Annotated in this window: 13 protein-coding genes; 6 read left to right on the forward strand and 7 right to left on the reverse strand. The window is 65.0% G+C overall.

Features of this window, described 5'->3' with window-relative positions; all coding sequences use genetic code 11:
* Nucleotides 1–7 precede the first annotated feature (7 nt).
* From HOP59_RS10710 to HOP59_RS10730, 5 genes are all read right to left on the reverse strand, one after another.
* Nucleotides 8–1399, reverse strand: coding sequence for an FAD-binding oxidoreductase (locus HOP59_RS10710; protein WP_234254110.1), 1392 nt, complete (start codon nt 1397–1399; stop codon nt 8–10).
* A gap of 31 nt (nt 1400–1430) precedes the next feature.
* Complete coding sequence (locus HOP59_RS10715) at nt 1431–3053, reverse strand: ABC transporter ATP-binding protein (RefSeq protein WP_234253966.1); 1623 nt, start codon at nt 3051–3053, stop codon at nt 1431–1433.
* Nucleotides 3054–3062: 9 nt separating this feature from the next.
* Nucleotides 3063–3899: an ABC transporter permease gene (locus HOP59_RS10720; protein WP_010628461.1), complete on the reverse strand. Its 837-nt coding sequence runs from the start codon at nt 3897–3899 to the stop codon at nt 3063–3065.
* Nucleotides 3896–4873, reverse strand: a complete 978-nt coding sequence (locus HOP59_RS10725) for an ABC transporter permease (protein ID WP_010628462.1) — start codon at nt 4871–4873, stop codon at nt 3896–3898. The genes HOP59_RS10720 and HOP59_RS10725 overlap by 4 nt, the downstream gene beginning before the upstream one ends.
* A gap of 69 nt (nt 4874–4942) precedes the next feature.
* A complete protein-coding gene (locus HOP59_RS10730) occupies nt 4943–6493 on the reverse strand; it encodes an ABC transporter substrate-binding protein (RefSeq protein WP_234253967.1) in 1551 nt (516 codons plus the stop codon).
* Between the two features lie 183 nt (nt 6494–6676).
* On the opposite strand from HOP59_RS10730, the gene HOP59_RS10735 reads away from it, so the two are divergent.
* On the forward strand, nt 6677–7360 hold the full coding sequence (locus HOP59_RS10735) for a GntR family transcriptional regulator (protein WP_010628464.1): 684 nt from the start codon (nt 6677–6679) through the stop codon (nt 7358–7360).
* 1 nt (nt 7361) lies between these two features.
* Here HOP59_RS10735 and HOP59_RS10740 read toward each other — a convergent pair whose 3' ends face one another.
* The gene (locus tag HOP59_RS10740; protein WP_010628465.1) at nt 7362–8126 is read right to left on the reverse strand and encodes an SDR family NAD(P)-dependent oxidoreductase; all 765 of its coding nucleotides are present in this window, start codon (nt 8124–8126) and stop codon (nt 7362–7364) included.
* Between the two features lie 244 nt (nt 8127–8370).
* Here HOP59_RS10740 and HOP59_RS10745 point away from each other — a divergent pair, with 244 nt between their 5' ends.
* The 5 genes from HOP59_RS10745 (at nt 8371) to HOP59_RS10765 (ending at nt 13164) form a co-directional block, all read left to right on the forward strand.
* Nucleotides 8371–9351, forward strand: coding sequence for a TRAP transporter substrate-binding protein (locus HOP59_RS10745; protein WP_010628466.1), 981 nt, complete (start codon nt 8371–8373; stop codon nt 9349–9351).
* A 77-nt stretch (nt 9352–9428) separates the two neighbouring features.
* On the forward strand, nt 9429–9971 hold the full coding sequence (locus tag HOP59_RS10750; protein ID WP_010628467.1) for a TRAP transporter small permease: 543 nt from the start codon (nt 9429–9431) through the stop codon (nt 9969–9971).
* Nucleotides 9971–11266, forward strand: coding sequence for a TRAP transporter large permease (locus HOP59_RS10755; RefSeq protein ID WP_010628468.1), 1296 nt, complete (start codon nt 9971–9973; stop codon nt 11264–11266). The genes HOP59_RS10750 and HOP59_RS10755 overlap by 1 nt, the downstream gene beginning before the upstream one ends.
* 74 nt (nt 11267–11340) lie before the next feature.
* Nucleotides 11341–11796 (forward strand): tellurite resistance TerB family protein, encoded by a 456-nt coding sequence (locus HOP59_RS10760; RefSeq protein ID WP_010628469.1) that lies wholly within the window; start codon nt 11341–11343, stop codon nt 11794–11796.
* 123 nt (nt 11797–11919) lie between these two features.
* The gene (locus tag HOP59_RS10765; protein WP_010628470.1) at nt 11920–13164 is read left to right on the forward strand and encodes an NAD(P)/FAD-dependent oxidoreductase; all 1245 of its coding nucleotides are present in this window, start codon (nt 11920–11922) and stop codon (nt 13162–13164) included.
* 18 nt (nt 13165–13182) lie between these two features.
* On the opposite strand, the gene HOP59_RS10770 is transcribed toward HOP59_RS10765, so the two are convergent.
* On the reverse strand, nt 13183–13611 hold the full coding sequence (locus HOP59_RS10770) for a hypothetical protein (RefSeq protein WP_010628471.1): 429 nt from the start codon (nt 13609–13611) through the stop codon (nt 13183–13185).
* Between the last annotated feature and the right edge of the window lie 112 nt (nt 13612–13723).

Here is a 13723-nt window from a genome sequence, read left to right on the forward strand (position 1 = left end):
GACCCGCTCACTCCTCGGGTGCCAGGATCTTGTGACGATTGAGCAATCCCTTCGGGTCCAGCGCCTGCTTCAGCGTGCGCATCAGGGCAATCTCACCGGGGTTGCGGGAGAGCGGCAGGTAGTCGCGTTTCTCCAGACCGATACCGTGCTCGGCGGAGATCGAGCCGCCCAGCTCGGCCAGCGGGCCGTAGACGATCTGCTCCACCTCGCGGCGGGTCTGGGGATCGCCGCTGCCGGCCCCCACCGACACGTGCAGGTTGCCGTCGCCGAGATGGCCGAATATCACCATGCGCCCCTTGGGCCAGCGTTCGCTGATCCTGCGCTCGAGCGTATCGGCGTAGTCGGCCATGTCGGGAATGGGCAGGCTGACGTCGAAGGTGAACAGCGGGGAGAGGTGGTCGATCAGCCCCTCGATGTCCTCGCGGATATCCCAGATGCCCTGGCGCTGGGCGTCGGATTGGGCGAGCACGGCGTCCTCGATCAGGCCGGCTTCGAGGGCCGACTCCAGTGCCGCGCTGAACTGCGCGATATTGGCCGCGTCGTCGCTGCCCAGCGACTCGACGATGGCATAGAAGGGCCAGCGTGCCGGCAGGGGCGGCGTGTTGCGGCCGCTCTCCTCGGTGAGCAGCGCGTAGTGGTTGCGCCACATCACCTCGAAAGTGCTCAGGCTGCCGCCCAGGGCGCGCCCCAGGTGCCTGAGCAGACCGGTCACGCCCTCGAAGTCGGGGCAGGCCACCAGCGCGGTACGCTCGCTGGTCATTCTCGGCTGCAGCCGTAGCACGGAGCGGGTGACGATACCCAAGGTGCCCTCGCTGCCGATGAACAGCTGCTTGAGGTCGTAGCCGGCGTTGTTCTTCAGCATGCGATTCATCGAGCTGACCACGCTGCCGTCGGCCAGCACCGCTTCGAGCCCCAGCACCTGCTGGCGCATCATGCCGTAGCGAATGACCCGTACGCCGCCGGCATTGGTGGCGATGTTGCCGCCAATGGTGCAGGAGCCCCGCGCGCCGAGGTCGAGTGCGAACTGCAGGTCGTGCTCGGCGGCGGCCTCCTGCACGGTTTGAAGCGCGATACCGGCCTGAACCGTCATGCTGCCGCCGATGGGGTCGATCGCCTCGATGGCGGTCATGCGCTCCAGCGAAATGGCAAGCTCGTCCGGGCTCGCCTCGCCGCCATGTACCAGGCCGGTGAGGCCGCCATGGGTCACCACCGGTTGAGCGACGGCGTGGCACAGGCGCATCACCTGGGCCAGCTCGTCGGTGTTGGCCGGCCGGACGATGGCGCCGGCGCGACAGCTCGCCCCGCTCATCCAGTCGACCCGGCGCTGGGCGACGTCTTCGCCGGTCAGCACGTTGCCCTCGCCAACGATGGCGACGATTCTCTCCAACAGCGACTGCATCTGCTTCATCCTTCTCGATCGTTGCGGGGCATCAGGCCATGGCGGCTTCGTGCGCACGGCCGGGTATGGCGTCCAGCAGCTGCCTGGTATAGGCCTCCCGTGGCCTGAGGAGCACCTCCTGGGCGGTACCTTGCTCGACGATGCGGCCGTGCTGCATGACGATGATGGAGTCGCAGATCTGTGCTGCCACCCGCAGGTCATGGGTGATGAACAGCAGCGAGAGCGACAGCTTCTGCTTGAGCTCCTCCAGCAGTTCGAGCACCTGGGCTTGGATCGACACGTCGAGTGCCGACACCGCCTCGTCGGCCACGATCAGCTCCGGGTTGAGCGCCAGGGCACGGGCGATACCGATGCGCTGGCGCTGGCCACCGGAGAACTCGTGGGGGTAGCGATCCACCGCCACGGCGCCGAGGCCGACCAGCTCCAGCAGCTCCTCGGCTTGCTGCATCGCCTGTCGGCGCGCTACGCCATTGGCCATGGGGCCCTGGGCGATGGCGTAGCCGACCCGGTGGCGCGGATTGAGCGAGGCGTAGGGATCCTGGAAGATCATCTGTACCCGGCGCCGCTCCCGGCGCAGTTCGTCTCCCTTCAAGGCAGAGAAATCGGTTCCGCTGAGGCTCAGCGAGCCGCTGTCGGGCCGTTCCAGGCGCACCACGCAGCGGCCCAGGGTCGACTTGCCCGAACCGGACTCGCCGACGATTCCGACTGTCTCACCCGGTGCCAGGGTGAAGGAGACGTCGTCCAGGGCGCGTACCTCGCGGGCCGGCTTGAACAGGCCGCCGCGTGAGCGGAACACCTTGTTGAGGTTGCGTACCTCCAGCAGCGGCGCGGGCCGCTCCTGAGCGACGGCGTCCGGAATGATGTTGCTGGGAATCGCCTCGAGCAGGGCGCGAGTATACTCGTGGCGAGGATTTTCGAGCACCTCCTGGGCCGTGCCGAGCTCGACGACCCGACCGTAGCGCATCACGCAGACACGGGTGGCCACCTCGGCCACCACGCCGAAGTCGTGGGTGATGAACATTACCGCCATGCCGCGGCGCTGCTGCAGGTCACGGATCAGTTCCAGGATCTGCGCCTGGGTGGTGACGTCCAGCGCGGTGGTTGGCTCGTCGGCGATCAGCAACTCCGGCTCCAGCGCCAGTGCCATGGCGATCATCACCCGCTGGCGCTGCCCGCCGGAGAGCTGGAACGGGTAGGCGCGGATTGCCTTGTCCGGTTCGGGGATGCCGACCTCCTCGAGCAGCGCCAGTGCTCTCTGCTGGCGCTCCTTCGAAGTGAACTTGCCATGCGCTTCGAACACCTCGGCGATCTGGGCGCCGACCCGCATCAGCGGGTTCAGTGCGGTCATCGGTTCCTGAAAGATCATGCCGATGCGCAGTCCGCGCAGTTTGCGATGCTGCTTTTCCGTCAGTGCCAGCAGGTCCTGACCGTCGAACAGGACCTCACCGGCGGTGGCGCGAACGCCCTTGGGCAACAAGCCCATCACCGCATTGGCCGCCATCGACTTGCCTGAGCCGGACTCGCCGACCACGCACATGATCTCGCCGCGGGCCACGTCGTAGCTGACCTCCTCCACCGCGTAGTCGCGATCGGCGCCCTTGGGCAGGGCGAGGGTCAGGCCGCGAATGCTCAATACCGGAGCGTTGTCGTTCATGTCGTTCTCCTAGGAGCGTTCGCGGGCGAGCTTGGGGTTCAAGGCATCATCCAGCCCCTCGCCGACCAGGTTGAGCGCCAGCACCGTAAGCAGGATCGCCAGGCCGGGGAAGAAACTCAGCCACCAGGCCTGGCGGATCACCGTACGGGCGGCACCGATCATGTAGCCCCAGGACATCACGTTGGGGTCACCCAGGCCGAGGAAGGAGAGGGCCGACTCCAGCAGGATGGCGGTGGCTACCATCAGCGAGGCCAGCACGATGATCGGCGACAGGGTGTTGGGCAGGATCTGACGCAGGATGATGGTGCGGTTGGTCTGGCCGACCAGGCGAGCGGCCTCCACGTATTCGCGGTGGCGCAGCGACATGAACTCGGCGCGCACCAGGCGTGCCACCGGCGGCCAGCTGACGATGGCGATGGCCAGTACGATGGAGGTCACGCTGGGCTGCATGATCGCCACCAGCACGATGGCCAGGGCGAAGTTGGGGATGGTCTGGAAGAACTCGGTGAAGCGCATCAGGGCGTCGTCGATCAAGCCGCCGTAATAGCCGGCGATGGCGCCCAGCGGCACACCGATGAGCAGCGCTACCGAGGTCGAGACCAGGCCGATCAGCAGCGAGACCCAGGCGCCGTGCATCAGTCCGGCGGCCACATCGCGGCCCATGGTGTCGGTACCGAGCCAGAAGCCATCCACCTCCATGGGGGCGAGGAAGGGTCGCTGCACCATACGCCAGGGCGACTCGGGATAGAGGAAGGGGGCCAGCATCGCCATCGCAATGATGGCCAGCAGGATGAACAGGCCGACCAGAGCGCCGCGGTTCTGGGCAAAGCGGGCGAAGAAGCTCATGAGGCCTCCTTGATGCGCGGATCCGCCAGGCGATAGACCAGATCGGTGATGATGTTGAAGACGATGACCAGTGCGGCGGAGAAGAAGAAGATGCCCAGCAGCAGGTTGTAGTCGCGCTGCTGCAGCGCCTCGAACATCAGCCGGCCGATGCCGGGCCAGGCGAACACCGTCTCGGTCAGGATGGCGCCGCCCACCATCTGGCCCGCCTGCAGGCCGGCCAGGGTGATGATCGGCAGCAGGGCGTTGCGCAGGATGTGGCGTCGCTGGATCACGCCCGGGGCGAGCCCCTTGGCGCGGGCAGTCTTGACGTAGTCCTGCTGGCTTGCCTCGAGCATCGAGGCGCGGGTCATGCGGGTGTAGATGGCCATGAAGAACAGCGCCAGGGTGGTGGCGGGCAGGATCAGATGCTTGGCCACGTCAAGCACCAGGGCAAAGCCGGTGTGTCCAGCGCCCACCGTGTACATGCCGTAGGCCGGCAGCCAGCCGAGGAAGACCGAGAACAGCACCACTGCCATCAGTGCCACCCAGAACAGCGGCGTGGCGTAGAACAGCAGGGCCAGGGCCATGATGATGGAGCCGGAAGGCTTCTTGACCCGGGCCGCGGCCATGGAGCCGGCCACGATGCCCAGCGCCAGCGACAGTACGAAGGCGGTGCCGGTGAGCAGCAGGGTGGCCGGCAGGCGGGCGAGAATCAGGTCGAGCACCGGCATGCCCTGGCGATACGACCAGCCGAAATCGAGCATGGCGATACCCGAGACGTAGCGCCACAGCTGGACGTAGATCGGCTGATCGAGGCCGAAGCGTTCACGCAGCTGACGCAGGAACTCCTCGTCGGTGGCGCCAGCCTCGCCGGCCAGGATGGCGGCGGGGTCGCCCGGTGCCATCTGAATCAGGAAGAAATTGAAGATCACGATCAGGAACAGGACGACGACGGCCTTGAGCAGCCGCATCACGATCAGTCGAGCGTAGAGCATACAACCGGCCTCTTGCGTGACGGTGGTAAGGGGCGGCTACACCGCCGCCCCGTCAGGGCGAACGTCGACTCAGCGGTCGAGCCAGGCGTCCCTGAAGCCGTCGTTGACCCCCACACCGGAGGTGACCAGGTTCTGGACGTCGCAGCGGTAGATGGTCGGGAAGCCGAGCTCCAGCAGCCAGCCTACCGGTACGTCCTCGTGGATGATCTCCTGGGCTTCGCGATAGAGGGCTTCGCGCTCCTCGTCGGGGAAGGCCGTGGCCGCCTCGTCGAACAGCTCGTCGACCCGCTCGTTCTCGTAGCCGCCGACGTTGTTCCACGGGGAACCGCGCTCGATGTTGTCGGAGAGGTAGGAGCGGGTGATGCCCAGTGCCGGATCGCCGTACTGGAAGAGGAAGGTGAAGGCGAGGTCGTAGTCCCACTCTGAGAGGCGCTGGTTCCAGCCACCCACGTCGGTGGACTGGGTGCGCACGTTGATGCCCACTTCGCGCAGGTTCTGCTGCACGGCCTCGGCCCAGCGGGTCCAGGTTTCGCCGTAGGGCAGCGGCAACAGGCGTACCTCCTCGTTGTCGTAGCCCATCTCCTCGAGCAGCTCGCGGGCGCGATCCGGATCGTGGTCGTAGGGATCGAGGCCGTCGTGGCGGAAGCGCGCATTGGAGCCGAAGGAGGAGAGCGGCACCTCGCCGAGGCCGTTCCACAGCACGTCGCGGGCGAACTCACGGTCCATGGCATACATCACCGCCTGGCGGAAACGCTTGTCTGCCGTGGGCCCTTCGCGGTTGTTCATCCACAGCATGGCGAAGGGGCTGAAGTACTCATGGCCCTCCTCCGTCACGCAGGTGTTGTCCATGGCGGTCAGGCGCGGGATGTCGAAGTTCTCCACGGTGCCGTTGGGCAGCACGTCGACGGTGCCGTTCTCGTAGGCCACGGAGCGGGAGGCGCCATCCGGGATGACATGCCAGTTGATGCCGTCCAGGTAGGGCAGGTCTTCCTCGTAGTAGTCGTCGAAGCGTACCAGCTCGATGACGGTGCCGCGGTCCCAGTTCTCGAACTTGAACGGGCCGGTGCCGATGGGATGGCTATTGTGCTCATTGTCGCGGAAGTCAGTGCCCTCGTAGAGATGCTTGGGCACCATGGTGAAGGTGCCGGCCTCGAAGGAGAGCAGGAAGGGGCCGAAGGGCTCGGAGAGAGTGAAGACCACGGTGTGATCGTCCTCCGCCTCGATGCTTTCCACGTGCTGCAGCACGGCGCGGGCGCTGGGGTTCAGCTCGCGGTGGAATTCATCGGCGGAGAACACCACGTCGGCGGCGGTGAAGGGCTCGCCGTCATGCCACAGCACGCCCTCGCGCAGGTGGAAGGTGTAGACCAGACCGTCGTCGCTCACTTCCCAGGATTCGGCCAGCTGAGGTTGCGGTTCCAGGTCGGTGGTGTAGCGCAGCAACCCTTCATAGATGTTGCCGGCGACCTTGCGGGTGGGGTCGTTCTGGATCATGCCGAGCACCAAGCCGGGTGGCTCGGGCTGGATGATGGTGTTGATGGTGCCCCCGGAGCGGGGTTCATCGGCAAAGGCAGAAGTGAAGGCCAGGGCGGCAACGGCCGCGGCCAGAGGGGTCAGTCTCATCATCGAATTCCTTCTTGTTGTCTCGGGTGTTTGTTGTGCTTCTTCCCTCTGATGATAGGTAGTGACTATCAGCCCTTTTGACCATAGCAGTGACATTTGAAACTGTCGACAGTCGTCAATCGACGGTCGACAGGTCGTGTCAATCGTCTTACTGTAGCTACAAAAGCGACAAGAGCCAGGTGCATGACCCCTTCGAGTGCTTTCGGTAGCGGTGCGATCATCCAGCAGCGCAATCTGGTGGAGCAGGTCGCCGACTACCTGACCCAGGCCATCATCAGTCAGCGTTATGCGCCCGGTGAGCGGCTTTCGGAAGTTCAGTTGGCTCGCGACCTCGGGGTGAGCCGAGCCCCCGTGCGTGAAGCGGCGCGGCTGCTGGAGAGCCGCGGGCTGCTGGTCTCCCAGCCTCGCCGTGGGTTCTTCGTGCGGGCGCTGGATGCCAGTGAGCTGATCGATGTCTTCGATCTTCGCCTCTGCCTCGAGCGGCATGCGATGGCGCGCCTGGTCGAAAGCTACGATGCACAGAAGGAACAGGCGCTGCGCCGTCAGGTCGAGCTGATGTGCGAGGTGGCGTTGCAGGACAGCGATAGCCGCAAGATCGAGGAGGACCTTGTCTTCCATCGCATGCTGATCGACTTCTCGGGCAATCGACGGCTGCTCAAGGCTTTCGACGACATCACTCACGAGCTGCGTCTCTGCATTGCCCTGATCGGCAAGACCCATGCCGAACCCGACACCATCGCCACCTGCCACTGGGAATTGCTGGATGCGCTGGCCAGCGGCGATCCGCGGCGTTGCCACGAGGCTATCGACTACCACATTGGCGTGGCGCGGGATTACGTGGTGAAGGGCATCGGCGAGTCTGCCTGAGTCACTCGCGCAGTATGGTGAACGGCGACCACTGCTGACACAGCGGCGTGACTTCCAGCCGGGTGATGTTCACGTGGGGTGGCAGTTCCGCGATGTGCAGCGCCTGAGCGGCCACGTCGGCGGGTTGCAGGGCGTGGGTGCCGGCGTAATAGCGGTCGGCGGCATCGCGATCGCCTTTCATGCGCACTTCGGTGAATTCGCTCATGGTCATGCCCGGTGCCAGATCGGTGACGCGCACGCCGGCGGCACTGACGTCGCAGCGCAGGTTGTAGCTGAACTGCTCGACGAAGGCCTTGGATGCACCGTAGACATGGCCGCCGGGGTAAGGGGTGTGAGCGGCAATGGAGCCGATGTTGATGACGCTCGCTCCTGCACCGTGAGCCACCAGTCGTGGCAGCAACAGCCGTGTGACCGTGACCAAGCCCTTGATGTTGGTCTCGATCATGGCGTGCCAGTCGTTGAGATCGGCTTCCTGGGACGGCCCCTTGCCCAGTGCCAGGCCGGCGTTGTTGAGCAGCACTCTGGGACGTTCGAAGGGCGGTGGAAGCGAGTCGACGACCTGCTGAACGGCATCGCGGTCGGTGACGTCCAGCACGGCGGTGTGAACCGGTACCTGGGCGAGACGCTGCTGCAGGGCGTCCAGGCGCTCCTGCCGGCGACCGGTGAGGACGAGCCCCCAGCCGGCATTGGCGAAGGCCTCGGCGCAGGCCCGGCCGATGCCCGAGGTGGCGCCGGTGATGAAAGCGATGGGCGTGGTTTCGTGCATGGTGAATGCTCCAGGAACGATACTTCCATTGAGATGCTGCCTGGCGCTGCATGATATTAGCCATTGGTCGCAGTTTATCCGCGGGGCAGCTGGAAAATGCCGCTGGGCGGGCGTTCCAGAGGCATCGCGATGCACGAAGCCTCCCTTCATCAAAGCCGATTTGAGCGCAGCCTGAGCATGTTTCAAGATCAGGACATCGTCATCACGATAACCAACATAACGATAACGATCAGGAGAGCACCTCATGCGCAAGTCCTTGCTTGCCACGCTGGCCACGCTCGGCATGCTGAGCGCCCCGCTCGCACTTGCCAGCACCATCGAAATCCAGGTCAACAACACCATGAGCGAGGGCGGCTCCGAAAGCGCCGCCGTGGAGCGTTTCGCCGAATATCTCGAAGAGCAGGCGCCGGGCCGTTTCAACGTTCGGCCTTTCCTCGCCGGCTCGCTGGGCAGTGAGGATGGGGTCCTCGAGCTGCTCAACCTGGGGCAGACCCAAATCTCCATCACCGGCGGCAACTGGCGCCAGCAGTATGCGCCGGAGTACGACGCCATCACCGTGCCGTTCCTCTTCTCCACCTGGGAGGAGGTCGACGCCTACATGGAGAGCCCCTCCGGCCAGCGCCTGGTGGAGATCGCCGAAGAGAAGGGCGGTCTCAAGTACTTCGGTACCCAGCATCGCGGCCCGCGTCACATGACCGCCAACAAGGCGATCCATACCCCCGAAGACCTGCAAGGGTTCCGTCTGCGTCTGCCGTCGCTGCCGGTCTGGCTGCAGGTCTGGGAGGGGATTGGTGCCCAGGTGGTCAACGTGCCGGCACCCGAGATCTATCTGGCCATGCAGACCCGCCAGGTGGACGGTCACGAGAACTCGCTGTCCTCCCCCTATACCCGCCGCCTGTGGGAAGTGCAGGATCACATCATCCTCACCAGCCACGTGCAGTTCCCATGGAACTGGGTGGCCAGTTCGCGCTGGTGGAACGGCCTCGATGAAGAGGATCAGGCGCTCATCACCGAGGCCATCCATGTCGCGCGGCAGCACGGCACCGAGGTGGAGCGGGAGCTGGACGAGTACTACCTCGAAGAACTCGAGAAGGCCGGCATGACCATCGTCGAGCCGGATATCGAAGCCTTTCGCGAGGCTGCCATGCCCTCCATCGAGCGCGTCATGGCCGACATGGCCGACGGCGTGCTGGAGGATGCCACGGGCGGGAACGGCAACGACTGATTGCCATGCACGCCAAGTGACCCTCAGCGGCGGCCTTCGGGGCGCCGCTGATGTTTTCCGTCTGGAGGATCGCTGTCTTGACGTTTTCATCAACGCCGCCACGGGGCGCCCTGGATCGGGTTGCCTTCTATCTGCTCAAAGGCGTCACGCTGATCTGTGATTTTCTCGGCGTACTGATGCTGGCCGGTGTGCTGCTGCTGATCGTGTCGGCTGTCATCGCCCGGGACTTCATCGGCCTGGGCATGCCCTGGACCGAAGAGGTCGCCTCGATACTGGCCATCTATGCGGTGGCCTTCGGCTCGCTGTCTGCCTGGGTGCGCTTCGAGCATCTGGTGGTGGATCTGTTCAGCCATCGTCTCGGTGATGTGGCGCGTGCGCTGCAGTACCGCCTGGTGGCGCTGCTGTCGTGTGGATTCTTCGTACTGGCGGCTTACGGGGCGCTGACGATGTCGGTAGCCAGTGCCAACAATCGCACCGTGTCGCTGGGGATCAGCTTCAGCTACCTCTATTACGGCATATTCATCGCCTTTGCCGGCATGGCCGTGCTGGCGCTGTGGCAGACGCTGCGGGGGCCGGTGGCCTGGCAGACCGAGCTGCAGGCCGAGCGGGAGACGAACTGATGCAGGAACTGATGGTTTTCGTCGGCGGTCTGCTGCTGCTCATGGCCATCGGCTTGCCGGTGGTGGTGGCCATCGGCATCACCTCCTTCATCGCCCTGGCGGTGACCGGCACCGGCGGCCTGCCGGTGGAGCTGATGTCGCTGCGCATGGTGCAGACGCTCAACAATTTCACCCTGCTGGCCATTCCGCTGTTCATTCTGGCTGCCAACATCATGAACACGGGCTCGACCACCACGCGGATCTTCGATTTCGCCACGGCGCTGGTGGGCTTCACCAAGGGCGGCCTGGGTCATGCCAACGTGGTGGCCAGCTCGATCTTCGCCACCATGTCCGGCACCGCGGTAGCCGACGCCGCCGGCCTCGGCAGCATCGAGATCAAGGCCATGAAGGAGCGCGGCTACGACCTCGGCTACTCGGCCGGTATCACTGCGGCTTCGAGTGTCATCGGGCCCATTCTGCCGCCGAGTATCGCGCTGGTAGTCTACGGCTGGCTGGCCAACGTCAGTATCGGCGCGCTGTTCATGGCTGGGCTGGTGCCCGGTATTCTCATGGCTCTGCTGTTCATGGGCATGACCGTGGTGCTGGGGGCGGGTAAGCGCGTGACCATGCCGCCGCCGGTGCCGTTCGATGGTAAGGAGGTGCTGCGCACCGGCAGACGCGCCGTGCTGCCGCTGTTCATGCCGGCCATCATCGTGGGCGGGATCTGGACCGGGCTGTTCACGCCTACCGAGGCGGGGGCGGTGGCCTCGGTCTATGCGCTCATTCTCGGCGGGCTGGTCTATCGCGATCTCTCCTTGCGCGATCTGTTCCAGGCTTTCCGCCGCACGCTGATGTTCAGCGCCGCGATCCTGCTGATCATCGCCGTATCGAGCTTCTACGGCTGGATCCTGGTGCGCATCGGCATTCCTCAGGCGCTGGCCGGTCAGGTCGCCGCCATCGACATGCCGACGATCCTGCTGCTGCTGGCCTTCGCGCTGTTCTTCCTGTTGATCGGCTGCTTCATGTCGGTGATCGAGAGCATCCTGATCTTCACACCGATCGTGGTGCCGGCTGCCCTGGCCGCTGGGCTCGATCCGATTCACTTCGGCATCGTCATGGTCATCACCCTGTCGGTGGGGGTCATCACTCCGCCATTCGGCACGGTGCTGTTTCTGATGGTGGGTATCACCCGGCTGCGCTATGCGCAGATCGTCATCTCGATCCTGCCGTTCCTGATCCCGATCCTGCTGACGATTCTCATCCTGATCGCGCTGCCGACGCTGACGACCTGGCTGCCGCGCACGATGGGCTATTGAAGGCGGCGGCAGCCTCGAACGGAACGCCCGAGGCTGCCGCCGGTCTGAAGCGATACCATCGCAGGGGATCCGCCATGCTCGACACCATTCAGCGCTTCTTCCAGCAAACCCTGGCCGAGCCCGAGCGCTCGGACGACCCCGCTCCGACCCTGGAGCGTGCCACCGCCGCGCTGCTGTGCGAGGTGATGCGCGCCGATTATCACACCGACGAGACCCAGCTCGCGGCGCTGCGTGAGCTGCTCATATCGCATTTTCAGCTTTCCGGTGCGGCGGTCGAGGAATTGATGGAGATGGCTCGCGACGAAGTGGAGAACTCCGTGGACCACTATCAGTTCGTCAGCCTGATCAAGCAGCACTACGACTACGACCAGCGTCGCGAGCTGGTGCGCATGATGTGGGTGCTGGCCAATGCCGACGCCAATCACAACGCTCTCGAGGAGCACCGTATCCGGCGTCTGGCCGATCTGCTTCACGTCAGCCATTCCGACTTCATCCGCACCAAATTGCAGGTTCAAGGCAAGGCGCAATAGCGACTTTCTTGATCCAGGCCGACAAGCGAGAGGTTGGCCCGCCATGCTCCGAGACGTACTGGTAGACTGGTGCGCTCGTTCCGGCAGGGGGCCGGTCGCGTCAGCGCATCGTGGAGGAGAGGCATGTCTCGTGAAACCGTCGTCCTGGGAGCCGGCATGGTCGGTGTTTCCATTGCCTGGCACCTGGCCCGTCGTGGGCGTTCGGTGCTGCTGGTGGATCGTCTCCCGCCCGGTCGCGAGACCTCCTATGGCAACGGCGGCCTGATCCAGCGCGAGGCGGTTCGCCCCTACACCTTTCCCCGCGAGCTGAGCAAGCTGCTGAGCTCGCTGCCCAACCGGCGGGTCGACATTCGCTATCGCTGGAGCGGGGTGCTGCAGTTCGCCGGGCCGCTGTTCGACTACTGGCGCTACTCGTCGCCTCGTCACTATGCACGCATCATCCCCGAGTACGCGTCGTTGATCGCGCTGTCGACCCAGGAGCATGCGCCGATGATCGAAGCCGCCGGCGCGAGGGAGCTGATCGGCAAGGAGGGCTGGCTCGAGGTGCACCGCAGCCAGACGGAGCTCGAGCGTCGGGCGCTCGAGGCCGAGGACTCTGCCCGGCGTTTCGGTGTGACTCACGATTTGCTCGATGGCCAGGGTCTGGCGCTGAAGGAGCCGGGCCTCGGCGGCGGGCTGGCCGGGGCGATTCACTGGACCAACTCCTGGAGCGTGGCCGATCCGGGTGAGCTGGTGGCCGCCTATGCCCGCAGCTTCGAGCAGTCGGGAGGAGAGTTTCTGCAGGCGGAAGTGAGGGGTGTGCGTCAGGCGGAGTCCGGCTGGCGCCTCGATACCGACCAGGGCGGTATCGATGCCCGTGATGTCGTGGTAGCCCTGGGCCCCTGGGCAGGCTCCTGGCTGAGAGATCTCGGCTACCACCTGCCGACCTTCGTCAAGCGCGGCTACCACATGCACTACGGTACGGCGGAAGGGCAGCGCATCGATCATTGGCTGGCCGATGCCGACATCGGCTACATCCTGGCGCCCATGCGGGCCGGTATCAGGCTGACCACCGGGGCCGAGCTGGCGCCGCTGGATGCGCCATCTTCCCACGATCAGCTGGCCGCGGCCGAGTGTAAGGCGCGGGAGCTCTTCCCCGGCTTGGGTGAGCGGCTGGAGGCACAGCCGTGGAAGGGTGCGCGCCCTTGTCTGCCGGACATGAAGCCGGTGATCGGGCCGGCACCGCGCCATGCGGGGCTGTGGTTCGCCTTCGGCCACGGGCACCAGGGCTTCACCATGGGACCGGCCACGGGGCGTGTACTGAGCGAAATGATGGAAGGTGAGCCGACGGCGGTGGATATGGCGCCGTTTCGCGCCGAGCGCTTTTGAGTGTCCTGGGCCAGGCGCCTACGGCTTGGCCCGATTGCGGCGACGGCGGAACAGATGGTGCACGAACTTGATCACCAGGGTCATGACGTAGACCACCCAGCCGGCGGTGGCGAGTACGTTGAACAGCAGCATCTTCTGTTCGCCGCTCATGGGCGCGAGCATGTTCTCGATGAAAACGCCGAAAAGCAATGCCAGGGCCATGGGCAAGGCCAGGATGTGCATCCACATCTCGGTGCGGCGCTTGCGCACGTGGTAGCGGCTCAGGTGGATCCGAAACGGTCGATGCACGGAGCTGACCAGAATCATGGCGCCGAGGGCGAGCAGGGCGGCAAGCGTCGGTTCGACACTCCCAATCTGCGCCGAGATACTGATCGACCAGAAGAACACGATCCACATCAGACCGGCCAGAATGGCGACGATATCGGCGTAGTGGCGAACCCGAGGCATTGGCGGCGACTCTCACGGCGAAAAACGGCGTCGATGATACGGCAAAACGGCGTCTGTTGCTGCCGCGAAAGCGATTTTCTCGATAGCTCCAGCGGGCGGGTGGTACGCGAGC

This window comes from Billgrantia aerodenitrificans, assembly GCF_021404405.1.
Taxonomy (GTDB): Bacteria; Pseudomonadota; Gammaproteobacteria; order Pseudomonadales; family Halomonadaceae; genus Halomonas; species Halomonas aerodenitrificans.